Origin of the sequence: Flavobacterium sp. ALD4 (genome assembly GCF_002836475.1) — a bacterium.
Lineage (GTDB): Bacteria > Bacteroidota > Bacteroidia > Flavobacteriales > Flavobacteriaceae > Flavobacterium.
Window position 1 is genome coordinate 1,325,102 of record NZ_PJBJ01000030.1, and the last position, 25,470, is coordinate 1,350,571.

A 25,470-nucleotide genomic window follows, 5' to 3' on the forward strand; every position below is an offset into this window, starting at 1 on the left:
CATTATGATTGTTGTAACTTAAACTCTTTAAATTTCTCTATTAACCTTGGGACAACATCAAATGCATCACCAACAATCCCATAGTCAGCGACTTTGAAAAACGGTGCCTCTGGATCATTATTAATAACCACTTTTATTTTTGAAGAGCTTATTCCTGCAATATGCTGGATAGCTCCTGATATTCCTATAGCAATATATAGATTAGTTGCTACGGGTTTTCCTGTTTGACCAACGTGTTCTCCATGAGGTCTCCATCCCAAGTCTGATACGGGTTTAGAACAGGCAGTTGCCGCACCAAGAACAGAGGCTAATTCTTCAATCATTCCCCAGTTTTCAGGTGCTTTTATTCCGCGACCTGCAGAAACTACGATTTCAGCATCAGCTATTGATACTTTTCCGGATACTTTTTCTACTGATTCCACTTTTACTCCGAAATCATTTTCTCCAATACTTGGATCAAAATCCTCTTGTGTTAACGTAGATGGGTTTTCATAAATGCCATAAGAGTTTTTGGCAAGTCCAAGGACTTTTACGTCAGTGTTGATTTCAGTTGTATTGAATGCTTTATTTGAAAACGCATTTCTTTTTACTTGAAAAGGGGAAGTGCTTAAAGGCAGCCCCACAACATTTGAAGCAAAACCAGCTTCTAAAGCTACTGCAACCAGTGATGAAAGGTAGATACTGTCAGTTGTTGATGAAAGTAAAATTACTTTAGCGCTTTCTTTTTGCGCCGCTTGTTTGATAACATCAGCATACGCTTTAGCAGTAAATGCTGCTAATCTATCATTGTTTACTTTTAATACTTTGTCTACTCCATATTTAGACAATTCTGAAACATCACCAGCGTTAATTGTCACCGCGGTTACAGTTGTTCCTAAAGATTCGGCTACTTTTTTTGCATAAGAGGCTAATTCAAAAGCTACTTTTTTGAGTTTCCCTTCCGCAGATTCTGCATATATTAATATTGACATAAGATTTAATATTTAAGATTAACGATTTTGGATTTTTTGACTAGTTATTTTTAGATTTTATTTTGCAATCTAAACTCAATAATCTTAAATCACCTTCGCTTCGTTGTGTAATAAGTCGATTAATTCATCTAAGTTATCAGAAGAAATTAAATGCACGGCAGATCTAGGTGCCGGTTTTTCAAATTTTACCGCTTTAGTGTTTACTGGAGCGTCAATAGGTTCAACTATCGTTAACGCTTTAGATCTGGCAGTCATAATTCCTCTCATGTTTGGAATACGCAAGTCTTTTTCTTCCACTAACCCTTTTTGTCCGCCAATAATTAATGGAAGTGAAGTAGAAACAGTTTCTTTACCACCGTCAATTTCACGAATTGCTGTTACAGCTGATCCGTCAATGGTAAGGCTAGTACAAGAATTAATGAAATTATAACCAAGGATGCCTGAAATCATTCCAGGAACCATTCCTCCATTATAATCTAACGATTCTTTTCCTGCGATAACAAGATCATATTCACCATTTTTTATTACATCGGCAAGTTGTTTTGCTACGAAGAAACCATCAGTAGCGGTCGCGTTTACACGAATTGCTTCGTTTGCTCCAATAGCTAATGCTTTCCTTAGAGTAGGTTCAGTTTCTGGTCCTCCAACATTTACAACAGTTACTGTTGCTCCTTGTTTTTCTTGAAACCATATTGCACGTGTTAATCCGAATTCGTCATTTGGATTAATTACATATTGTACCCCATTGGTATCGAATTCTGAATCACCATTGGTAAAATTAATTTTTGAAGTAGTATCAGGAACGTGACTGATGCAAACTAATATTTTCATAGGATTGTTTTTTATTTTTCTAATAGTCTTTTACAAAATTAGAATAATATTTCGAATAATATACTATGCGCGCATAGTTTTTTTAGCTAGCTATTACGTTTTCGTTCTGGTGACAATAGCGGCATCTTTATTGCAGTAGAGTTTATTGGAACTAAACCACAGGAAGATGTAGCATCTAAGAGGAAGCGCTGCTGATTATTTTAGAGCAATTTATGCGAAAAAGTGAGATAAAATATTTATTTTTGTATTCGAAATTACACACATACAATATCAAATATGAGAACGATACAATTTAGAGAGGCCATTTGTGAAGCAATGAGCGAAGAAATGCGTAATGATGAGTCTATATACTTAATGGGTGAAGAGGTTGCTGAATATAATGGCGCTTACAAGGCATCAAAGGGTATGCTTGCAGAATTTGGAGAAAAAAGAGTTATCGACACTCCTATTGCGGAGCTAGGATTTACTGGAATTGCAGTGGGTTCAGCAATGAATGGTTGCAGGCCGATTGTGGAATACATGACTTTTAATTTCTGTCTTGTCGGAATTGATCAAATTATAAATAACGCAGCCAAAATGCGTCAGATGACTGGAGGTCAGTTTAATGTGCCTATCGTTTTTCGTGGACCAACTGCTTCAGCTGGACAATTAGGGGCAACGCACTCACAGGCATTAGAAAACTGGTTTGCAAATACTCCGGGTCTTAAGGTAATTGTTCCTTCGACGGTTTATGATGCGAAAGGGCTTTTGAAAGCAGCTATACGTGATAACGACCCCGTGATTTTTATGGAATCCGAACAAATGTACGGTGATAAAGGTGAGGTGCCAGACGGCGAATATATTATTCCAATCGGTGTTGCGGATATTAAACGTGAAGGAACTGACGTGACTATCGTTTCTTTCGGAAAAATCATAAAGGAAGCGCATATTGCAGCAGAGGAATTAGCCAAAGAAGGTATTTCATGTGAGATTATCGATTTGAGAACGGTTCGTCCAATGGATTATGACACTATTTTAACGTCCGTTAAAAAAACAAATAGATTAGTTGTTCTTGAAGAAGCTTGGCCTTTTGCAAGTGTTGCTTCTGAGATCACCTATATTGTTCAAGAACGTGCTTTTGACTTTCTTGATGCACCAATTCAGCGTATTACAACTGCTGACACGCCAGCTCCTTATTCTCCAGTCTTGTTGAAAGAATGGTTGCCTAACGCTGATGACGTGATTAAAGCGGTTAAAAAAGTAATGTATAAATAATATAACAATTATACTATTAAGGCTTCATCATGCGTTAGTATGATGAAGTTTTTTTTTTAAAGTGAATTATGAAAAAGATTATAATATTTAGTCTACTTTGTGTATTCTTACAAGCGAGCGCTCTCTTTGCCCAAACGAAAGTGAGTGGTATAATTGTGGACAAAATGAACCAGCCGGTTCCTTTTGCAAATGTAGTCTTCAAGGGTGCTAGTGAAGGGACTGTTGCTAATGAAGAGGGTCGTTTTTACCTTGAATCAACTAAGAAATATACTGCATTGCTAGTTGCATCCGTTGGTTTTTCCGATCGGGAAATTACGTTAGCGAACGCGGTTAGTTATAATTTCAGGATTCAGTTAAACGAAGCCGAAAACCTGAAAGAAGTCGTTATTTTTACCGGAAAAACTTCGAAAAAAGACAATCCTGCTTTAGACATACTTAGAAAAATTTGGGAAAGAAAGCGCAAAAATGGCTTGAGTCAGTTTGACCAATACCAGATGGAAAAGTATGAAAAAGTTGAGTTTGACATGAACACAATTGACAGTGCTTTTATGAAAAGCAAGATTTTTAAGGGGATGGAATTTATATTCGATCAAGTGGATACGTCTAGAGTCACGGGAAAAACTTATTTGCCTATATTTATAAACGAATCATTGTCTGATGTTTACGGAAGTAACAAGCTGAATAAAGTAAAAGAAAAATTAAAGGCAAATAAAAACTCCGGCTTCAGTAATAATCAACAAATTATGTCTTTTGTGAAAGATTTGTATTCAGATTATGATATTTACAATAATTATTTGACCTTTTTTGATAAAAGTTTCACTAGTCCGTTGTCAAAAACAGGGATTGATGTGTATAATTATGTTCTTAAGGATAGTGCTTATATTGGTGAGAAATGGTGCTACAATATTGTGTTCTATCCCAGAAGAAAGAACGAATTGACTTTTAAAGGTGATTTTTGGGTAAATGATAGCACGTTTGCCATTAAGAAAATTAATATGGCGGTTACAAAAAGCGCCAATATCAACTGGGTAAAGGAAATCTATATCGAACAGGAATTTGATGTGCAGAATGACTCGATATTTTTGCTGACGCGAGATTACATGATGTCCGACTTTGCATTAAATAAAAAAGAAGAGTCTAAAGGGGTTTATGGCAAGCGAACAACACTTTATGATAATCACGTATTTAATAAAGAGAAACCGGCAGCTTTTTATCGAGAAGAGGTAAGCTTTATAGATAATGAAGTCTACAATAAATCAGAAGAATATTGGCGGGAAAACCGGTATGAAAAGTTGACTAAAGACGAAATAGGCGTTTATAAAATGCTGGATACTTTGAAAACGGTAAAGAAATTTCAGCAAATATATAATTTGGTTCAAATTCTGGGTAGTGGTTACGTACAAGTTGGACATTTTGATTACGGCCCCATTTTTTCGTCATTTGGTTTTAATGAAGTAGAGGGTGTTCGATTAAGGACTGGGGGAAGAACTTATTTTGGACCAAATGATACTTGGCGTCTACAGGGTTATACTGCCTACGGTTTTAAAGATGATAAATTCAAATACGGACTTTCTGGTAAGTGGATGGTTGATAAGAAAAAGCGAATTATTTTGTCAGGAGGTAATAGACGCGATGTTGAACAAATAGGGGCAAGTTTGACCACGACAAATGATATTTTGGGCAGAAGTTTTGCCTCATCATCCGTTTTTTCGTCTGGAAGTAACGGTAAACTGACTAATATCAACCTTACCAATGTTGGTGTCGAGATGGAACCTGTCAAGAATTTGACTTTCCAAACGGGATTTTCGTATAGGACATTGGAAGCGGCTTCTGATGCTTTCAGTTTGGATTATTATACGGATGCGGCACGTACGGTGACGAAAAGTGACGTGAAACAATCAGAGGTTAATTTCCAGGTAGAGTATACGCCCAATAGAAAAACAATAGGATATGGCGTAGAAAGGGATAATGTCGACAGTCCGTTCAGTCGTTTTTACCTGAATTACAGTCACGGTTTTAAAGGACTTTTGGACAGTGATTTCCAGTATGAAAAAATACAATTGTATTACAAACAGCCCATAATCATTGGGCCATTAGGACGCACGAACATAATTATGGAAGTGGGGAAGACTTTTGGAACGATTCCTTTGGGGTTGATGAGTGTCATTCCCGGAAACCAAACGTATTTCACTATCGAAAATACGTTTAGCAACCTTAATTTCTATGAATTTGTGACCGACCAGTATGCAACTTTGGAGTGGAACCACAATTTCAGCGGAAGGCTTTTTGCCAGGATTCCTTTTATGAGGAAACTTAATTGGAGAGAGATTATTGGCGTAAAAGGGGTTTACGGAACCATTTCAGACGAAAATCGAGCTATCAATGCATCTGGTTTGGTTTACAGTGCACCGGAAAAAGTGTATTGGGAATATAGTGCAGGAATTGGAAATATATTCAAGGTATTTCGTATCGATTTTGCCTGGAGAGGAAATTATTTAAACGCACCAGATACGCAGCGATTTTCAATAAAAGGATCTTTTGGATTTTATTTTTAGGACCCATTTCCAGCTGTACACTATATCTTTGGTGCCAAACCCTGGCACAAAAGGATGTCGTTTCCATCTGGGCTAAAGAAATCAGCACATGAAAGAAGCTATTGACTACCTTTCAGCAGTAGATCCTATTTTCAATGTCATAATTGAAAAATACGGAATACCAATCACGCCAAGGCGTCCGCAAGGATTGGAGACCTTAGTATTGCTGATTTTAGAACAACAAGTGTCTATTGACTCAGCCAAAGCTACTTTTTTAAAATTAAGGGAAAGGATAAAAATCTTTGAGCCGACTATTTTTTTGGATTTAGCGGATGAAGAATTTAGAAGTATTGGCGTAAGCCGGCAAAAGACGTCCTACATCAAAGCTTTGTCGACAGCAGTGCTTAGCAAGAATGTCGATTTGGAGTCTTTAGCAAGCAAAACTCCAGAGCAGGTGCGTGAAGAACTTATTAAAATCAAAGGAATAGGAAACTGGACTATCGACGTCTATTTAATGTTTAGCCTTCAAGCCCCGGATTTAATTCCGTTGGGAGATGTCGCAGTGGTAAATACCATCAAAGAATTACTTGATATTAACGAGAAAGAAGCCATGGAACTGCATACTGAAAAATGGAGTCCACATCGTTCTTATGCTACTTTTTTATTATGGCATTATTATCTCAAAAAAAGAAATAGGACAATAGTCTATCAATATTAGTTTTTTTGCTGGCGAATGCGTAGATAAGAGCAATTTTATATTGTAAAAACAGATGGTTTGCTTATTTTTGTCGCGATTATTATAGAAAAGAAAAAAGTAAAATGACTGCAGACAAAATCAACACTTTCGATGTGCTTATCGAAATTCCAAGAGGAAGTAGAAATAAATATGAATATGATTTCGAAATAAAAAGAATGCGTTTCGATAGAATGTTGTTTTCATCAATGATGTATCCGGCTGATTACGGATTTATTCCAGAAACTCTTGCATTAGATGGTGATCCGCTGGATGTATTGGTTTTAGTAAATGAGCCAACTTTTCCTGGATGTGTTATGGAAGTAAAACCTATTGGTGTTTTTCACATGGCAGATGATAAAGGACAGGATGAAAAAATAATTTGTGTACCAGTATCTGATCCAATATGGAATTCATTAAATGATTTATCAGATATGAACCCGCATCTATTAAAAGAAATAGAACATTTCTTCCAAGTGTATAAAGATCTTGAAAATAAAACGGTTGATGTAGGCGGATGGGGTGATGTACACGAAGCGTATGATATCATAAGAAATTGTACGGAACGTTTTGATCAAATCGAGAATAAACCAGAGGGATTATTTAGTATTAAGTAATAAATACCCTTGTATTTTATAAAAAAAGCAACATTCTGTTAAGAGTGTTGCTTTTTTGTTTACATTCGTTTTTGTGCTATATTGATTATTAACCAAAAACCAAAATGAATTTATGAATACAATTATGATTTATTTGCCAATAGTAATGGCAATTATAGGACTTCTGTTCATGTGGATTAAAAGATCTTGGGTATTAAAACAAGATGCCGGAGATGGTAAGATGAAAGAAATTTCAGATTATATTTACGAAGGTGCATTGGCATTCTTAAAAGCAGAATACAGGTTACTCGCTTTCTTCGTAGTTGGAGCAAGCATCGTTTTAGCAGGATTGTCTTATTTTGTTCCTACTACACATATTTTAATAGTTGTTGCCTTTGTGTTCGGTGCAGTTTTCTCAGCTTTTGCAGGGAATATGGGAATGAAGATCGCAACAAAAACAAATGTTAGAACTACACAGGCGGCACGAACAAGTTTGCCGCAAGCATTAAAAGTTTCTTTTAGTGGTGGAACCGTAATGGGACTTGGTGTTGCTGGTTTAGCTGTTCTAGGTTTAACTTCTTTCTTTATCTTTTTCTTCCATTTCTTTATGAATGGAACATGGACTTCAACTGAGGATATGACTATCGTCTTAGAAACATTGGCTGGTTTCTCTCTTGGAGCCGAATCAATCGCCTTGTTTGCCCGTGTCGGAGGAGGTATTTATACAAAAGCGGCCGATGTTGGAGCTGATTTAGTAGGGAAAGTAGAAGCAGGAATTCCAGAAGATGACCCACGTAATCCAGCTACGATTGCTGACAATGTAGGAGATAATGTAGGAGACGTTGCCGGAATGGGAGCAGATTTATTTGGTTCCTATGTAGCGACTGTTTTGGCGGCTATGGTTCTTGGGAACTATGTTATTAAGGATATGGGAGGAAGAATAGATGATGCCTTTGGAGGTATCGGGCCCATTTTATTGCCAATGGCGATTGCCGGCTTCGGAATCCTATTCTCAATTATAGGAACCCTTTTAGTTAAAATTACGGACGAAAATGCTAAAGAAGCACAAGTACAAAAAGCGTTAAATATTGGAAACTGGGTTTCTATTGGATTAACAGCTATTGCTTGTTACTTTTTAGTTCAATATATGTTGCCTGCTAATATGAAAATGGAATTCTTTGGTGAGGGGATGCAAGATATTTCGTCGATAAGAGTTTTCTACGCTACGATTGTTGGACTTGTAGTTGGTGCTGTTATTTCATCTGTTACAGAATATTACACAGGACTGGGAACAAAACCAGTTATGGCTATAGTTCAAAAATCAAGTACGGGAGCAGGGACTAACGTAATTGCAGGTTTAGCGACAGGGATGATTTCTACATTTCCTACCGTTTTACTTTTTGCTGCTGCAATTTGGACTTCTTACGCGCTTGCAGGATTTTATGGAGTTGCATTAGCCGCTTCAGCTATGATGGCGACTACTGCAATGCAATTAGCGATCGATGCTTTTGGCCCTATATCTGACAATGCAGGAGGAATTGCCGAAATGAGTGAATTGCCAAAAGAAGTGCGCACACGCACTGATATCTTGGATTCCGTAGGGAATACGACTGCAGCAACTGGTAAAGGTTTTGCTATCGCTTCAGCAGCGTTAACTTCATTGGCATTATTTGCAGCTTATGTGACTTTTACAGGAATTGATGGAATCAATATTTTTAAAGCGCCTGTTTTAGCGATGTTATTCGTAGGGGGTATGATACCGGTTGTTTTTTCTGCATTAGCTATGAACTCTGTCGGTAAAGCTGCCATGGACATGGTGTATGAAGTGCGTCGCCAGTTCAGGGAGATTCCTGGAATTATGGAAGGAACTGGTAAACCGGAATATGCAAAATGTGTAGATATTTCTACTAAGGCTGCACTAAGAGAAATGATGTTGCCTGGAATTTTGACCATTGGATTTCCTATAGTAGTGGTACTTCTTGGGAAACTGGTTTATGGGGACAACAATCAATTAGTTGCAGAAATGCTTGGAGGATATATGGCTGGGGTTACTGTTTCGGGAGTGCTTTGGGCTGTTTTTCAAAACAATGCCGGAGGTGCTTGGGATAATGCCAAGAAATCTTTTGAAGCAGGGGTTATGATTAACGGTGAGATGACTTATAAAGGGTCTGAAGCACATAAAGCTGCCGTAACTGGAGATACTGTTGGAGATCCTTTCAAAGATACTTCAGGACCCTCCATGAACATCTTAATTAAATTGACTTGTTTGATAGGATTAGTGATGGCGCCAATCTTAGGAAGTGGAAGTCATACTATAGCTGATAATGCCACTTGTTGCATTACAACTGGCGCATGTACTTCAATGTCTGAACAAGAATGTTTGGCCAAAGGCTGTACGAATATGACTTGTGAGTATATGAAAGGTGTAACTATAGCGCATGGTGTTACTAAACAAGTGACTATTGAGAAAACAAATGTCAATGGTGCAGTTGCTGCCACAATAACAACAACAGTAAACGGTAAAGTTGAAACACAAGTTTTTGAAGGGACTGATGCTGAAGTTCAAACAAAAATTGATGCTTTGAAATAGCTATGTGCTTTTTTATAAATAGAAAATGCCTCGCGAAAGTGAGGCATTTTTTTATTGGCAGTTTATTTTTTTATATTTTTCACGAGGGAAGAGAAAGATTAAAACAATCCGTTTATTTCCGCATCTATTCTAGTGATAATATCCCCTAAATCTTCGGGTTTATCAACGAAGTTGATATTGTCTACGTCGATGATAAGTATTTTTCCTCTGTCGTAAGTATGTACCCATGCTTCATAACGTTCGTTCAGACGGCTTAGATAATCGATAGAAATTGTAGATTCATACTCGCGACCTCGTTTGTGAATTTGTCCAACTAAATTAGGGATTGAACTTCTTAAATAAATTAATAAATCAGGTGCTTTAACTGTTGACTCCATCAATTCAAAAAGCGAGGAATAATTCTGAAAATCACGATTGGTCATCAAACCCATCGAATACAGGTTAGGTGCAAATATGTGGGCGTCTTCATAAATCGTCCTATCTTGAATGATTTTCTTTCCGCTCTCGCGGATTTGCATAACTTGACGGAAACGACTGTTTAAGAAGTAAATCTGCAAATTAAATGACCAGCGTTCCATTTGATGATAAAAATCATCTAGGTACGGATTGTCAACCACATCTTCATAATGCGGTTCCCATTTAAAGTGTTTTGCCAATAAACGCGTTAGAGTCGTTTTTCCTGATCCGATATTTCCTGCTACTGCTATGTGCATTAAGGTGTTGTGATTTTATAATTTATAATTCCCTTCGATGTAAAAATAGATAAAATTTGGTCTCTGTAATAGAATTTTTTAAACGTTTTTTCTGAAATCTCTATTTCATATTTTTGGTTTTTCTCTAAGTCTTCAAAAAAGAGCTTGTTATTATTGGAGTAGATAAATTGATGATCACTCATGATTTCAATAGCGTCAAAACCGGGTGTTTTACCTCTTGTAGTTATCACTCCAAAAACATCGCAAGAATACCAGTTGTTTTTGTGGTCTATCCAGTAGAAGGTATTGAAATCTGTTTGATAGTGTTTTATATTTTCCGGAAAGGGTGTGGATATCGTTTTATATTCGTTTTTTATATAATCAAAAAGACCAATCTGTTGATTTAAACTGTTGTAAGCCCAAAGTCGATTTTGCGAGGCAATTCCAGTTGCTGATACCGCCAAGGGGCTCGTGTTTTCTAAAAAATTTATTTTTTGGGTTTCATTTAATTGATTGTCAAGTAATATAACCACATTGAAATTCTCATAGAAAAGGACAATGTTTAGTGGGTTTTGGATGTCAATTTTTGTTATTTTTCCAAGTGAAGGGTTTTTATATTCAAGGGATGTAGTGCCTTTTATTTTGTAGAGAGCGTTATCCTTGATGTAATAATAGAAATCAAATTGATCATAACCGATAAAGTCATCAGCAACAACATTGAGAGTGTCTGTTGTATTGGCGTAAATTTTTTGGTTTTGCCCAAATGCAACTGAAAGGGAAAAGAGAAAAAAGAAGGTAATTAGCTTTTTCATATTATGAGCAAAGTACAAAAAAAAACGGCAATAGTTTTGAATTTTAATTATAATGCTTTGGCCGTGAGTTTAATGAGTGCTTATAAATAGAAAACCAGCTCAATTGAGCTGGTTTTTTTATAAGTTTTAGTTGCATCTAATTACAATCCAAAAGCTTCTTTCACTTGGTCAACAAAATCTAATTTTTCCCAAGTAAATAACTCAACTTCAACAGTTTTTGTCAATCCGCCTGGAGCAGAGAAAGTTTTAGTTACTGTTTCTGGTGTACGTCCCATGTGTCCATATGCAGCAGTTTCACTATAGATAGGGTTTCTTAATTTCAAACGTTGTTCGATAAAGTAAGGACGCATATCAAAGATAGCTTCTACTTTTTTGGCAATTTCTCCGTTTGTCAAGTTTACTTTTGACGTTCCGTAAGTATCAATGAATATTCCCATTGGTTTTGCTACGCCAATAGCATAAGAAACTTGTACTAAAATTTCATCGGCAACACCTGCAGCAACTAAGTTTTTAGCGATGTGACGTGTAGCATAAGCTGCACTACGATCTACTTTACTTGGGTCTTTTCCAGAGAAAGCACCACCACCGTGAGCTCCTTTTCCTCCATATGTATCTACAATGATTTTTCTTCCTGTAAGTCCTGTGTCTCCGTGCGGCCCACCAATTACAAATTTACCGGTTGGGTTAATATGATATTTAATAGCATCATTAAATAAGTGAGCGTGCGCAGGGTATTTAGCAATGATTCTTGGAATCAAGATCGATACTAAGTCTTTTTTAATTTTAGCTAGCATGATTGATTCTTCATCAAAATCATCATGTTGAGTCGAGATTACAATAGCATCAATGCGTGTAGGCTTGTTGTCATCACTATATTCTAAAGTTACTTGTGATTTAGCATCTGGGCGTAAATAAGGAATCTCGTTATTTTCACGTCTAAGAATGGCTAACTCTTGTAATAACTTATGGGACAAATCAAGTGCCAAAGGCATGTAATTTTCAGTTTCACTGGTAGCATAACCAAACATCATTCCTTGGTCACCAGCTCCCTGATCTTCAGGATTAGCTCTGTCAACACCTTGGTTTATGTCTGCTGATTGTTCGTGAATAGCAGAAAGTATACCACAAGACTCGGCTTCAAACATATAGGCGCTTTTCGTATAACCAATTTTTTTGATTACATCACGAGCAATTTTTTGAACATCAAGGTAGGTGTTTGACTTTACTTCGCCGGCTAATATTACTTGTCCGGTTGTTACTAGTGTTTCACAGGCTACTTTGGAATCAACATCAAATGCCAAAAAATTATCGATTAATGCGTCTGAAATTTGATCTGCAATTTTGTCTGGGTGCCCCTCACTTACAGATTCTGACGTAAATAAATATGCCATAATAAATATAAATTTAAAATTAAGGGAGGAAAAATAATTGCGGGAAATACTAAAGGAGAGTTTCTGCTTTAGCATTTTTTCTACTGAAAATTTTTCAGCATCCATAATGAATTCATTTCATTATGAAGAGGTTGCAATCAGTTCAAATTTTTCCTCTTGTAATTGAGTGCAAATGTATGAAACCATTTTGAATTGCATATTAAATTAAGTTTTTTTTTGATTGGGATGGGGCTGTTATTTTTGAATTAACGTAAAACCCATACATACCGACATAGTAAAAGTTTTGTTTTATGTGTTTTTATTATTTAATTGTTCTATGACAATCTGTTTACTTATGGTTCAAATCATAAAAGTATTTTAATAATACTTTAACTTATGTTCAGATACCGCGATTTTCATAACGTTTTTCTTAATTCTGACGCCGAAAAAACGTTGTGTATCTGATATTGGGGTATTTTAACGAGTAAATTTTAGTTCATTACTTCTATATTTTAAATTTGTAAAAGAGTCAATCCAAGGATTTAAAAAAGTTGCCTTTTTTTAAGTATATGTTTTATTCAGTTTTCAAAACTGGAAAAAAAGCGGGAGATCTCAGATGCAATAAAAAACAACAACAAAGAGCAGGGGAACAATTTATAAACCATAAAAATATTTTATTATGAGAGCAAATGAAAGAGTTTTAGTACTTGAAAAAGTAGAACAAAGAAAGCATAATATTGGAAGTTGTAAATGGGATAGATACTTGGACGATTATAATAATTATGTTAAGGAATACAATAAACATTATTTGAATGCGCAAAAAGGGGATGAAAGATCCATATCATTATACCCCTATATGAAAGAGAAATGGGAAGCTTTGAAAAAACGACTTGTTAAAGCATACAACAACAAACGATTAAGCGAAAAGCAAGTTAGGAGAGTAATTAAAATTAACATGAAGATTGTTAAAGTGTACTTTAAGTAAAATTACCTGCTCGGGAATCTATTAATAATAGATTCATTATGGCGTTTCTATTTCAGTAAAATAAGGTAGCAAACGTATTTTACAATTGTTTTTTTAGCGGTTGTTTAGTAGTAGCAATAGTGTAGATCAAAAGGGATGTAAAAATTTAAGCAATTGAATTTAAATAGCTTAAATAGAGGAAAAGCAAACGACTAAAAATAATCATCATGAAAACATCAAAAACAACTTCGGGAAATTCAGATTTTAAATTAAGCGAGCAAAAAGGAGAAAAAGAAGAGTTAGTAAATAAATTAGTTCATCCAAGAATTAAAGCCAAAACAACGAACTCTTTTGGGGATAAAAACGCTTCAAATTCATTATTGCTTCAAATGTATTCTCAAGAAAATGAAATTTTATTTATCTAGTTTAATGGAGTCCTAAATTAATGAAATATAATATGAGCAAAAATACTTTGTAGCATCTGTAAATAGATCTAATATTAAGCTTAGCATTAAGTTTAATGAATTTTTTTATAAATAATTGATTATTCGTGTTTTAACAGAAACGGCTTTAATTGTTATTTTTTGAAATATATTAGGATATAGAAATTATTGTTAGCAGATTTGTGATAAGAAAAAAAAACAATACTGTGAAATTAAATGTGTGTGATATGTCAAAAGCCATGAAGGAAAATTCCTGAGGGTATATTGCTTGAATTTAAGATCTTAAATATAGCAAAAGCTTCCCTCAAAAAGGGAAGCTTTTTTTTAAAACTAAACAAGAACATTTTTTTAAATATAAATATAATTCAAAATGATCAATATAAATCTCAAACAAGTCAATCAAACTGTTGCCAAATCTATGATTTGTGCAAAAACCATGATGTGTGTTTGTTTCAGGTGATCCAAAAGTATAAGTTTATATTACAACTTAACCCCCTTTTGGATACCCATCTAATAGGGTTTTTCATTTAATAAAAAATAATAAAATCAAAAAACTAAAATTATGAGTACTAATAAATTTGAAACAAACGCATTACACGCGGGACATGATGTAACAAAACACGCAGGAACTAGAGCAGTGCCTATTTATCAATCATCATCATATGTTTTTGATAATTCCGAGCACGCTGCGAATTTATTCGGCCTTTCTGAAGCAGGGTATATTTATACAAGATTAAATAATCCAACAAATGATATATTGGAACAACGCCTTGCAGCATTAGAGGGAGGAATAGGAGCTGTAGTTACCGCTTCTGGAACAGCGGCTATTACAACAGCTTTATTAGTATTGTTGAAAACGGGTGATCATATTGTGGCTTCAAGTAGTTTGTACGGAGGAACATTTAATCTATTGCAAACTACTTTGCCTAGACTCGGGATTACAACCACTTTTGTCGATCCTTCTGATCCGGCTAACTTTACTAAGGCAGCGAATGAAAATACAAAAGTGTTTTTTATCGAAAGCTTGGGTAACCCAAAGTTAGATGTATTAGATATTGAAGCCATTTCCACTGAAGCAAAAGCGTTAAAGGTGCCTTTGATTGTTGATAACACTGTGGCTTCTCCTTATTTGCTAAATCCGATAGCGCACGGAGCAAATATTGTTATTCATTCTTTGACAAAATATATCTCAGGTAACGGAACTTCTTTAGGAGGTGTTGTTGTTGATGCGGGAACTTTTGACTGGAGTAGTGGTCGTTTTCCTGAATTTACAACACCTAATGCTGGTTATCATGGTTTGGTTTATCACGAAGCTTTAGGAAACGCCGCTTTTATTGCCAGAGTTAGAATCGAGGGCTTACGTGATTATGGTGCTGCTTTGAGTCCGTTTAATGCGTTCCAAATCATTCAAGGTTTAGAAACATTAGCCGTTCGTGTAAAAAGACATAGCGAAAACGGATTAGCATTAGCACAATGGCTAGAAAGTCAAGACCAAGTAGAGTGGGTAAATTATCCAGGTTTACAATCGAGTAAATATTATGACTTGGCAAAACGTTATTTACCAAAAGGACAAAACGGATTAGTAACCTTTGGTTTAAAAGGTGGTTTTGAAGCAGCTAAAAAAGTAGCAGACGACACAAAACTATTTTCGTTACTAGCAAATATTGGAGATACAAAATCTTTAATTATTCATCCGGCAAGTACAACGCATCAGCAATTATCTGACGAACAACAATTAGCTTCGGGTGTTTCTAAAGATTTAATACGCCTTAGTGTAGGTTTAGAAGATATTGAAGATTTAAAAGCCGATTTAAAAGCTGTTTTTGATTCATTTTAATTGACCCGTTTTTAAAATTTCTGTTAATCTTGAAGGTAATTTTGGGTGTGATTATTGTCGAATTTGAATATTAACTGTTTTTGTAATTACAATCATGAAATTAGCGTTAATTTATCGTGAATCATTTGTAATTCAGAAGATTAAATGTCCTTTTTTTTTGGAGGAAAATAGTAAAGATGAATTTTAATATTTGTAAACCATTTTTAGTCGTATCGAAGAAATTCGGGAGCTTGCAATTGCCTTAAAATTATATAAATAGGTAATAAAATAAAAGCCTCCCAATATAATTGGGAGGCTTTTATTTTTAAACAAATTTTAGCTTTCATAATAAAAAAATAAATGAAGATATTTTTAAATAAGAAGATTCAGATCCTTGTCGCAATGTTTTGAGCGGAGGCCTGTTGATACTAAAAATATAAGCTCGTATGACTTAAATCCTTTTGGTGTTTTTTCTAAGAGGATTTTTTATACTAATATCTCGATCAAAGAATAATAATAGAAAACAAACAACTTAAATGCATATGTCATGAGTATGGCAAACAAACTTTCAAGGTCATGGGGACTTCTTAAAAATATAAGGGGCAAAAAAAACAGCAACAATATAATTGCAATTGATGAATGAGTTAATCCAAGATTAGATATGAATATATCCAACGGGAAAAATGCCGATAATATCTTTAATTCAATACTCCTTTTAATGTATTCAAAGGAAAACGATACTCTTTTTATTTAATTGAAAGTTATAAGACATAGCTTTTTACACGCGAGTAATTTCTGAATTGTTTGATTCAGCTAGGTCTTGCGTTTTTTTGTTAAATATATTTTTCGCTAATAATCAGAATGGTAAAAGTTTGGTTGTTATAAAAATATGTAGTTAATTTGCAGTAGTAAGTTCACGCACGTATTGAAATGTTATAAAGAAAGGACGAGGGATTAGACCCGATGAAGCCTTAGCAACCCTTCGAGAAATCGGAGAAGGTGCTGCATTCTACCACTACTAAAAGTGGGAAGATAACAACAAGGATTTTTCTAGTATTTACCTAGTTTTTTCTTTTTAATATTTCCAAATACAAATCAAAAAACATAAAAGATTTGAAATTGGAAAATAAAGCATCCCATATTACCGTCCAAAATTTCACCACACATAATGGTGCTTTTTATGCTACACTAAACTTAAGTTTTCAGGTTTTTGGTGCTCCTTTGCATACCGCTCCTATTATTTTAATTAATCACGCCTTGACGGGGAATTCACAAGTAATTGGGGAATCTGGATGGTGGAATGATATCGTGGGAGTAGATAAAACCATAGATACTAGAAAATATACAATTGTCTCTTTTGACGTTCCAGGTAATGGTTTCAATTCAGCTACTATCGAAAATTACAGAGATTTTATAGCAAGAGATATCGCTAGAATTTTTATCGAAGGGCTTCGCGCTTTAAAGATTTATAATTTATTCGCTCTCATCGGAGGTTCTGTGGGTGGTGGAATTGCTTGGGAGATTTTGGCTTTAGAGCCAAAATTAGCTCAAAACTTTATTCCCATTGCTACAGATTGGAAAGCGACTGATTGGTTGATTGCTAATTGTTATTTGCAGGAGCAAATCCTAAATAATTCTAAAAGACCTATTGAAGATGCGCGTGTTCATGCTATGTTGTGCTACCGCACTCCGGAGTCTTTTAAGGTGAAGTTTAATAGAGATATCAATACACAATTAGAAACTTTTCAAGTGGAGAGTTGGCTTAATTATCATGGAGAAAAGTTAGAGAAAAGGTTTCAACTTTCAGCTTATAAAATGATGAACCAACTTTTAAAAACGATTGATATTACTCGGAACAACGAGTCGCTAGAATCGATTATTTCAAAGGTAGATGCTAATATCTACATTGTAGGAATCAATTCGGATTTGTTTTTTACTGCGAAGGAGAATAGAGATACCTATAATGAAATCAGAAAATTTAAAAATAATGTATTCTATAGCGAGATTGACTCACAACACGGGCACGATGCCTTTTTGATAGAATACGAACAATTAGACAATTTATTAGAGGTTGTTTTTAAAAATAAAAAGCAGATGAAAATAGTGAAGTTTGGTGGTAAATCTTTAGCAAATGGAGAAGGCGTCAATACAGTTTTAGATATTATCGAGGGTAAAATAAAGCAAGAAGAGAAAATCGCTATCGTGGTTTCGGCAAGAGGGAAAGCAACTGATGAGCTGGACGATATTCTTACTATTGCAGCAAAAAACGGAAATTACAAACCGCTTTTAGAGAGTTTTAAAACGTATCAAAAAGGAGGTTTTGATGCAGTCGATTTTTCAATAGAATTTGATAAATTAGATAAGCTTTTTGAAGGCGTTAGTTTGATTGGGGATTATAGTGTGAAGATTCAAGACCAAATTTTAGCTCAAGGGGAAGTGCTTTCGGCTAAATTAATAGTGTTTTTATTGAATCATAGAGGTATTCCTGCAAAACTAGCAGACACTAGAGAACTAATTATTACTGATTCTAATTTTGGAGACGCACAACCATTAGATGCGATTTCTAAAAAGAATATTATCCAAATATTTAATGATAATAAAGAGGCTGTTCTGGTGATTACAGGTTTTATTGGTTCGAATGATAAATACGAAACCACAACTTTGGGCAGAAACGGAAGTAACTACACTGCATCATTAGTGGCTAATTATATCAACGCGGAAGAATTACAAAACTTCACTCATGTAGATGGCATTTATACTGCTAATCCGGAATTGGTGTTAGATGCTAAAAAAATTGAATCCTTGTCTTATAGCGAAGCAAATGAAATGGCTAATTTTGGGGCAACTATACTGAATGCTAAAACAATTATTCCGCTGCTAGAAAAGAACATCCCACTCCGAATTCTGAATACGTTCAATCACGAGAATAATGGGACATTAATCACTTCAAACTCTAATGCATCAGGTATTAAAACATTGTCAGTTTTAGAAAATGTGTCGTTAATAAATCTAGAAGGAAGAGGATTGCTCGGGAAAACTGGAGTTGATGCACGGATTTTCAGGGTAATGGGAGACAATGATATTAGCGTAAGCATCATATCACAAGGATCTTCAGAAAGAGGAATTGGCCTTGTGGTTGCTGCTGATAAAGCGAATAAAGCGATCATTGAGCTAGAAAAAGAATTTGAAAATGATTTCTATTCTAAGGATGTCAATAAAATCACAGTTGTTGACAACGTTTCTGTAATTTCAATAATAGGTCAGGACTTGAGTACCTTTCATAAGCCTTACACGGCATTGATAAAAAATAAAATCGTACCTATTTTATTCAACAATACAGTAACGGGTAAAAATGTGAGTTTGGTTGTCAAAAAATCAGAACTAAACAAAGCCTTAAATGTTATTCACGGAGAGATTTTTGGCGTAGCCAAGAAAATAAATATTGCCATTTTTGGACATGGATTAGTAGGTGGTACTTTGATTAATCAAATATTAGAGTCGGCTGCGGCCATTGAAAAACGAAAAGATATTAAGCTCAATGTTTTTGCTATTGCTAATTCTAAAAAAGTGCTGCTTAACAAAAACGGAATTAATACGAACTGGAAAAAAGAGATACATACTGATGGAATTGCGTACAATTTAAATGATATAATCGAGTTTGCAACTGAACATCATTTAGAGAATTTGATTGCGATAGATAATACGGCATCATCTACTTTTGTAGAAAATTACATTCCGCTGGTTGATAGTAGTTTTGATTTAATTTCATCTAATAAAGTGGCTAATACATTGAGTTATGGTTTTTATAAAGAACTGAGAACTGTTTTAGAAAAAAATCAAAAGAATTATTTATACGAAACCAATGTAGGCGCTGGATTACCATTAATTGATACCATAAAATTATTGCATCTTTCTGGTGAGAATATCACCAAAATAAAAGGGGTTTTCTCAGGTACATTAAGTTATTTATTCAATAATTTTTCGTCAAAGGATGTCCCGTTTAGCGAAATATTGAAAGAAGCTATTGATAACGGATTCACGGAACCGGACCCAAGAGAGGATTTATGTGGAAATGATGTGGGTAGAAAATTATTGATTTTGGCTAGAGAGTTGGATTTGCAGAATGAATTTGAAGAAATAGATATTGAGAATTTAATTCCAAAACATTTACGTGAAGGAAGTGCGGGCGATTTCTTGAATAAATTAAAGGAATTTGATCCTATTTATGACAAAATAAAAAGAGAACAAAAACCACATCACGTGTTGCGATACATAGGTGAATTGTCGGGGGATTTGCAACATGACAAAGGAATACTGGAAGTAAAATTAGTTTCCGTACCTTCGGATACTGCTTTAGGAGGATTGAAAGGTTCTGATTCTTTCTTCGAAATATACACAGAATCATATGGTGACAGACCTATTGTGATACAGGGAGCTGGAGCTGGTTCTGCAGTTACTGCCAGAGGAGTTTTTGGGGATATATTGAGACTTTCTGATAAAGGGTAAGTTAAGTGTTCTGTATTTTATTAGTGAGTATTCAGAAAGAGTAGGCCAGTAAAAATTAAAAATCCGCTGAACGGACGTTTTAAAACCGTGTCATCAGCGTTCAAAAAAATAAAAATATGAAAATTACATTAAACAGAGTAAACGAGAATTACCATTTTGAATTAAAAAACGAACGTGGACATTTAGTAAATGTAGATAACCGTTCTGAATTTGGCGGCGATGATCTCGGAGCTAGCCCTATGGAGTTAGTTTTGATGGGTGTTGCGGGATGCAGCGCTATCGATATGATTTCAATTCTAAAGAAGCAGCGACAAGAGATCAGTTCTTTTAAAGCTGAGGTAGAAGGAGAGCGTGTTCAAGTAGGAGAAGCGAAGCCGTTTAAAGATATTCATGTTATTTTTTATCTAGAAGGTGACATTAAAGAAGATAAAGCTGCTAAAGCCGCACAACTTTCTTTTGAGAAATACTGCTCCGTTTCTAAAACATTAGAACCAACCGCAACGATACACTATAAAGTAGTTTTAAATGGAGTGGAATTAGTAAAAGTCTAATTATAAACGTTTTAGAACAAGATAAAACATAATACTATTTTGTGAACCTTAGAGCTTCCTTTTTGAATCTTTGTGGAACACTTTTAATAATTAACTGCATGAACGAAGAAGAATTTGGTTTTGAAACTGAAGCCATCCGTACCCAATTAGAGCGCACCCAATATTTAGAGCACTCGGTGCCATTGTACTTAACTTCTAGTTTTGTATTTGAAGACGCCGAAGATATGCGTGCCTCATTTGCCGAAGAGAAAGATAGAAATATTTATAGCCGCTACAGCAACCCGAACACTAATGAGTTTGTGGAAAAAGTATGTAAGATGGAAGGGGCAACTGCTGGTTTTGCCTTTGCTTCTGGAATGGCTGCCGTGTATTCAACGATGGCTGCTTTATTAAATTCTGGCGATCACATTGTCTCTTCGAGTAGTGTTTTTGGAGCGACACATTCCTTGTTTATCAATTATTTTCCAAAGTGGAATATTCAAACATCGTATTTTGATATTAACAAGCCAGAAACGATCGAAAGCTTCATCACACCAAGTACAAAGATTCTTTTTGCTGAATCGCCTACGAATCCAGCAGTCGACATTATAGATTTGGAACTGCTAGGAGTAATTGCCAAAAAGCATAATTTGATTTTAATAATAGATAACTGCTTTGCAACTCCTTATTTACAGCAACCTATGAAATGGGGTGCGCACTTGGTAGTACATTCAGCTACAAAGTTAATGGACGGTCAAGGACGAGTTTTGGGCGGAATAACCGTTGGTGATCCTGAATTGATTCAAAAAATTTATTTGTTTTCTCGACTTACTGGGCCTTCTTTGTCCCCATTCAACGCTTGGGTGTTATCAAAAAGTTTAGAGACGTTGGCGATTCGTTTAGATAGACATTGTGAAAATGCCCTGAAGGTAGCGGAGTTTTTAGAGCAGCATCCAAATGTGAATCGAGTAAAATACCCGTTTTTAAAATCGCATCCACAATATGAAATTGCTAAAAAACAAATGAAGTTGGGAGGTAGCATCGTAGCTTTTGAAATAAAAGGTGGTCTTGAAGCAGGAAGAAACTTTTTGGATAAAATAAAATTATGTTCGTTATCCCCTAATTTGGGAGATACCAGAACCATTGTTACACATCCGGCATCAACAACACACAGTAAATTATCTGTTGACGAAAGATTAGCGGTAAGCATTACTGATGGTTTAGTGCGTGTTTCTGTAGGGCTGGAGACCGTGAAAGATGTCATTGCCGATTTAGAGCAGGCGCTGTCATAGATTTTAGATTTGGGATTAACGATTTTACATTGTAGATTTGGTACTAAGAATTGAAAAATCTTAAATTGGTACTCGATATTCAACAATCATAAATCGTTACAAATGCTCTCAAAGAAGACAAAATACGGAATAAAGGCATTGACATTTTTGGCGCGCCAAGAAAATCAGACCCCTGTTGCTATTGCTGATATTGCAAAAAGCGAAAACATTTCGGTTAAGTTTTTAGAAAGTATTTTGCTGCTTTTGCGTCATTCAGGATTTTTGGGTGCCAAAAAAGGAAAAGGCGGTGGTTATTATTTAATAAAAGAGCCCAAAGACATTAACATGGCTAAAGTCTATCGTGTTCTGGAAGGACCGATTGCATTATTACCCTGCGCCAGTCATAACTTTTATGAAAAATGCGATGACTGTACAGATGAAGCTGCTTGTGCAGTGCGTAAACTAATGACCGAAGTCCGCGACAACACGCTGCAAATATTAGAAAACAATACTCTGGCAGACATTGCTTTTTAAGCAATTCGATTAAAGCCAAGCGCAAAAAAAAAAGACCCTCTCATTGTTTATATAATAAAAGGGTCTTTTTTTTGAATTAATAACTACAAGTTTAAGCCATAAAAACCAGTTTGTATCCTACAAAAAACAGCATTACCGCAATGGCATTTCTAAGAAATAAATCGGGTACTTTTCCACTTAGCATACTTCCTATGAATATTCCAGGAAGTGATCCTATTAGTAGCTGCCCTAGTAAGCCTAAATCTAAATTCCCCATGGTAGCGTGTCCTAATCCTGCTACAAGTGTTAAAGGGACAGCATGAGCAATCTCGGTGCCAACTAATTTTGGTGTTGCCAAAAGTGGATATAAGAAAAATAAAGTTACAGTACCTAAAGCTCCTGCGCCTATCGATGTTAGCGTTACAGTTGCACCTAGTAGGACACCTATTGCAACGGTTAATACATTTTGTGTTTTGCTCTCGCTATGAAACTTGTCACCAGAATGTTTCTGAGAAAAAGTCAATAGCTTCTTTTTGAACAAAACAGCTATCGAGGTTAAGAGCAACGCCCAACCTAAGCTGTATTTAATTACCGCGTTTAAAGCAGTAATATCTGTTTTAATACTATGTAAAATCCACAAAGTTAATAATGCCGCAGGAACACTTCCTAAGGATAGCCAGCCAGTAATGGTCCAGTTAATATTATTTTTTTTGTGATGCACATAAATACCCCCCATTTTGGTAAATGCAGCATATAATAGATCCGTACCAACAGCTGTTGTTGGCGGTATACCAAACCATAATAATATGGGCGTCATCAAGGAACCGCCTCCTACACCAGTTAAGCCAACAATGAATCCTACGGTTAATCCTGCAACCACTAATCCTAATTGAAAATCCATATTATAAATATTTTGGGCAAAAATAATAACTATTTCATTATTAACCTATAGGATAGATAGACTATTAAATTTTTTTGCTGTGTTTTAAGAATATATTCTTGCTTTTGGGCTAATAATGAGAATTATAGATTTTGACCTATTGTTTTCAAATAATTCTGTATTATTTAGTTGCTGTTCGTGTAAAGTCCTTTTTATGAAGGACTAAGGGAGCGTGGTGTTTTTAATAAAATACTATTTTTTGTTTTGTAATTTGGAAATAAGTAGTATTTTTGCAAAGTAATCTACTAAACCGATAGGGTAATAGATTTATTAAAATAAAAAAGAAGAATGAGCACAACTACAGCACATACATTAATAGAAAAAACTAAAGACTTCTCAATTGAAGAGACTTTTGTTTTTTTGGCCAATGAATATAAAGATAAAGTAGTGTTTTCCACATCTTTTGGACAAGAAGACCAAGTGATAACAGCTTTAATTGCTAAAAGTGATGCCGCAATCAACATCTTCACTTTAGATACAGGCCGTTTGTTTCAAGAAACCTACGATGTTTTTCATAAAACTTTAAAGAAGTATAAAAAACATATTCAGGTTTATTTCCCTGAAGCTACGGATGTTCAGAATCTATTGAATGCAAAAGGACCAAATAGCTTCTACGAGTCTGTTGAAAATAGAAAAGAGTGTTGTTTTATTCGAAAAGTAGCTCCATTAACTAAGGCACTAAATGGGAATGCAGTTTGGATTACGGGTTTAAGAGCAGAACAATCAGAAAACAGAAATGATTTACATCTTTTTGAATACGATGAAAAGTTCGAAATAATCAAATTCAATCCATTATTGAAGTGGGCTCTAAAAGAAGTAGAGGATTATTTAGAAAAAAATAACGTGCCGCAAAACGCATTACATAATAAAGGATTTGTAAGCATAGGTTGTGCGCCTTGTACCAGAGCAATCGCCGAGGGAGAAGACATCAGGGCTGGAAGATGGTGGTGGGAATCGAGTCACAAAGAATGTGGTCTGCACCAAGGGTAAATAAAGAAAACAGAAAAATAAATAAAGAGAATAGAAATTATAAATAGTAGAGAGGTTTTAGTTTAGGATACAACAACCTGAAACTTTAAACCTGAAACTGTAAACTAAAAATATGAGTTCAATATTAAAAACAAACGCATTAGAAAGCGAAGCGATATATATATTCAGAGAAGTTATTTCTCAATTTGACAAGCCAGTATTGCTTTTTTCCGGAGGAAAAGATTCAATTACTTTGGTACGTTTAGCACAAAAAGCATTCTTCCCTGCAAAAATTCCTTTTCCATTATTGCACGTAGATACAGGTCATAATTTTCCTGAAACAATCGAATTTAGAGACCGATTAGTTAAAGAATTGGGATTGGAATTAATCGTTCGTAATGTGCAAGATGCTATAGATGAAGGTAAAGTAGTGGAGGAAACTGGTAAATATTCGAGTAGAAACAGCTTACAAACAACAACTTTGCTTGATGCGATTGAGGAATTCAAGTTTGATGCTTGTATCGGTGGTGCGCGTAGAGATGAAGAAAAAGCTAGAGCTAAAGAGCGTATTTTCTCAGTTCGTGATGATTTTGGTCAATGGGATGAAAAAAACCAACGTCCAGAGTTGTTCGATTTATTGAACGGGAAAATTGAAAACGGACAAAATGTGCGTGTATTTCCTATTTCAAATTGGACTGAATTAGATGTTTGGAGTTATATCGAGCAAGAACAAATCGAGATTCCATCGATTTACTTCTCTCATAAACGTAAAGTATTCTTGAGAGACGGAATGATTTGGTCACACTCTCCATATGTTTATCAAGAAGAAAACGAAGAAATTGAAGAAAGAATTGTTCGTTTTAGAACAGTAGGAGATATGAGTTGTACAGCAGCAGTTGATTCGTATGCAGCAACAATAGCTGAAGTGGTAGGCGAAATTAGATTGTCAACTATATCTGAAAGAGGTGCTAGAATTGATGATAAACGTTCTGAAGCAGCGATGGAAAAAAGAAAACAACAAGGGTACTTTTAGAATCCCCACCCCACCCCTCTCTGGAGGTGAGGTAGCCATAACTGAATATATAAATGGATACTAAGGGCTAGGTTTAAGAGATAAGAAGAAAAAAGACGCAAC

20 protein-coding genes and 1 riboswitch are annotated in these 25,470 nt (G+C 35.2%); of the genes, 14 read left to right on the forward strand and 6 right to left on the reverse strand.

Annotated features, from left to right (window positions below):
- Nucleotides 1-2: 2 nt before the first annotated feature.
- Nucleotides 3-971 carry an electron transfer flavoprotein subunit alpha/FixB family protein gene (locus tag CXF59_RS14500; protein WP_101138440.1) on the reverse strand — a complete coding sequence of 323 codons (969 nt, stop codon included), beginning with the start codon at nt 969-971 and terminating at the stop codon, nt 3-5.
- Between the two features lie 84 nt (nt 972-1,055).
- The gene (locus CXF59_RS14505) at nt 1,056-1,802 is read right to left on the reverse strand and encodes an electron transfer flavoprotein subunit beta/FixA family protein (RefSeq protein ID WP_101138441.1); all 747 of its coding nucleotides are present in this window, start codon (nt 1,800-1,802) and stop codon (nt 1,056-1,058) included.
- A 276-nt stretch (nt 1,803-2,078) separates the two neighbouring features.
- Here CXF59_RS14505 and CXF59_RS14510 point away from each other — a divergent pair, with 276 nt between their 5' ends.
- The 5 genes from CXF59_RS14510 to CXF59_RS14530 all read left to right on the forward strand — a co-directional run bounded on the left by CXF59_RS14510 (nt 2,079) and on the right by CXF59_RS14530 (nt 9,509).
- Complete coding sequence (locus CXF59_RS14510) at nt 2,079-3,056, forward strand: pyruvate dehydrogenase complex E1 component subunit beta (RefSeq protein WP_101138442.1); 978 nt, start codon at nt 2,079-2,081, stop codon at nt 3,054-3,056.
- A gap of 68 nt (nt 3,057-3,124) precedes the next feature.
- Nucleotides 3,125-5,611, forward strand: a complete 2,487-nt coding sequence (locus CXF59_RS14515) for a DUF5686 and carboxypeptidase-like regulatory domain-containing protein (RefSeq protein WP_101138443.1) — start codon at nt 3,125-3,127, stop codon at nt 5,609-5,611.
- Nucleotides 5,612-5,699: 88 nt separating this feature from the next.
- Nucleotides 5,700-6,308, forward strand: coding sequence for a DNA-3-methyladenine glycosylase (locus tag CXF59_RS14520; RefSeq protein ID WP_101138444.1), 609 nt, complete (start codon nt 5,700-5,702; stop codon nt 6,306-6,308).
- A 101-nt stretch (nt 6,309-6,409) separates the two neighbouring features.
- Nucleotides 6,410-6,940: an inorganic diphosphatase gene (locus CXF59_RS14525; RefSeq protein ID WP_101138445.1), complete on the forward strand. Its 531-nt coding sequence runs from the start codon at nt 6,410-6,412 to the stop codon at nt 6,938-6,940.
- Nucleotides 6,941-7,052: 112 nt separating this feature from the next.
- Nucleotides 7,053-9,509 carry a sodium-translocating pyrophosphatase gene (locus CXF59_RS14530; protein ID WP_101138446.1) on the forward strand — a complete coding sequence of 819 codons (2,457 nt, stop codon included), beginning with the start codon at nt 7,053-7,055 and terminating at the stop codon, nt 9,507-9,509.
- 98 nt (nt 9,510-9,607) lie between these two features.
- Here the strand turns inward: CXF59_RS14530 and CXF59_RS14535 are convergent, their stop codons facing one another.
- The 3 genes from CXF59_RS14535 to metK all read right to left on the reverse strand — a co-directional run bounded on the left by CXF59_RS14535 (nt 9,608) and on the right by metK (nt 12,404).
- Nucleotides 9,608-10,222 (reverse strand): deoxynucleoside kinase, encoded by a 615-nt coding sequence (locus tag CXF59_RS14535; RefSeq protein WP_101138447.1) that lies wholly within the window; start codon nt 10,220-10,222, stop codon nt 9,608-9,610.
- Nucleotides 10,222-11,013 (reverse strand): hypothetical protein, encoded by a 792-nt coding sequence (locus CXF59_RS14540; protein ID WP_101138448.1) that lies wholly within the window; start codon nt 11,011-11,013, stop codon nt 10,222-10,224. The genes CXF59_RS14535 and CXF59_RS14540 overlap by 1 nt, the downstream gene beginning before the upstream one ends.
- 140 nt (nt 11,014-11,153) lie before the next feature.
- Entirely contained in the window at nt 11,154-12,404 is a 1,251-nt protein-coding gene (gene metK, locus CXF59_RS14545) for a methionine adenosyltransferase (protein WP_101138566.1), read from the reverse strand.
- Between the two features lie 658 nt (nt 12,405-13,062).
- Here metK and CXF59_RS14550 point away from each other — a divergent pair.
- The 7 genes from CXF59_RS14550 (at nt 13,063) to CXF59_RS14580 (ending at nt 22,447) form a co-directional block, all read left to right on the forward strand.
- Nucleotides 13,063-13,368, forward strand: a complete 306-nt coding sequence (locus CXF59_RS14550; RefSeq protein ID WP_101138449.1) for a hypothetical protein — start codon at nt 13,063-13,065, stop codon at nt 13,366-13,368.
- Nucleotides 13,369-13,574: 206 nt separating this feature from the next.
- Nucleotides 13,575-13,772: a hypothetical protein gene (locus CXF59_RS14555; RefSeq protein WP_101138450.1), complete on the forward strand. Its 198-nt coding sequence runs from the start codon at nt 13,575-13,577 to the stop codon at nt 13,770-13,772.
- 580 nt (nt 13,773-14,352) lie between these two features.
- Nucleotides 14,353-15,627 carry an O-acetylhomoserine aminocarboxypropyltransferase/cysteine synthase family protein gene (locus CXF59_RS14560; protein ID WP_101138451.1) on the forward strand — a complete coding sequence of 425 codons (1,275 nt, stop codon included), beginning with the start codon at nt 14,353-14,355 and terminating at the stop codon, nt 15,625-15,627.
- A gap of 909 nt (nt 15,628-16,536) precedes the next feature.
- Nucleotides 16,537-16,645, forward strand: a riboswitch (SAM riboswitch).
- An 80-nt stretch (nt 16,646-16,725) separates the two neighbouring features.
- A complete protein-coding gene (gene thrA, locus CXF59_RS14565) occupies nt 16,726-20,112 on the forward strand; it encodes a bifunctional aspartate kinase/homoserine dehydrogenase I (protein WP_101138452.1) in 3,387 nt (1,128 codons plus the stop codon).
- Nucleotides 20,113-20,228: 116 nt separating this feature from the next.
- Complete coding sequence (locus tag CXF59_RS14570) at nt 20,229-20,663, forward strand: OsmC family protein (RefSeq protein ID WP_101138453.1); 435 nt, start codon at nt 20,229-20,231, stop codon at nt 20,661-20,663.
- Between the two features lie 98 nt (nt 20,664-20,761).
- The gene (locus CXF59_RS14575; RefSeq protein ID WP_101138454.1) at nt 20,762-21,934 is read left to right on the forward strand and encodes a PLP-dependent aspartate aminotransferase family protein; all 1,173 of its coding nucleotides are present in this window, start codon (nt 20,762-20,764) and stop codon (nt 21,932-21,934) included.
- Nucleotides 21,935-22,036: 102 nt separating this feature from the next.
- Nucleotides 22,037-22,447, forward strand: coding sequence for an Rrf2 family transcriptional regulator (locus CXF59_RS14580; RefSeq protein ID WP_101138455.1), 411 nt, complete (start codon nt 22,037-22,039; stop codon nt 22,445-22,447).
- A gap of 91 nt (nt 22,448-22,538) precedes the next feature.
- Here the strand turns inward: CXF59_RS14580 and CXF59_RS14585 are convergent, their stop codons facing one another.
- The gene (locus CXF59_RS14585; RefSeq protein WP_101138456.1) at nt 22,539-23,327 is read right to left on the reverse strand and encodes a sulfite exporter TauE/SafE family protein; all 789 of its coding nucleotides are present in this window, start codon (nt 23,325-23,327) and stop codon (nt 22,539-22,541) included.
- A gap of 327 nt (nt 23,328-23,654) precedes the next feature.
- Between CXF59_RS14585 and CXF59_RS14590 the strand changes: the two genes are divergently transcribed.
- Complete coding sequence (locus tag CXF59_RS14590) at nt 23,655-24,356, forward strand: phosphoadenylyl-sulfate reductase (protein WP_101138457.1); 702 nt, start codon at nt 23,655-23,657, stop codon at nt 24,354-24,356.
- 112 nt (nt 24,357-24,468) lie between these two features.
- Nucleotides 24,469-25,368, forward strand: a complete 900-nt coding sequence (gene cysD / locus CXF59_RS14595; protein ID WP_101138458.1) for a sulfate adenylyltransferase subunit CysD — start codon at nt 24,469-24,471, stop codon at nt 25,366-25,368.
- The last annotated feature ends 102 nt before the right edge of the window (nt 25,369-25,470 follow it).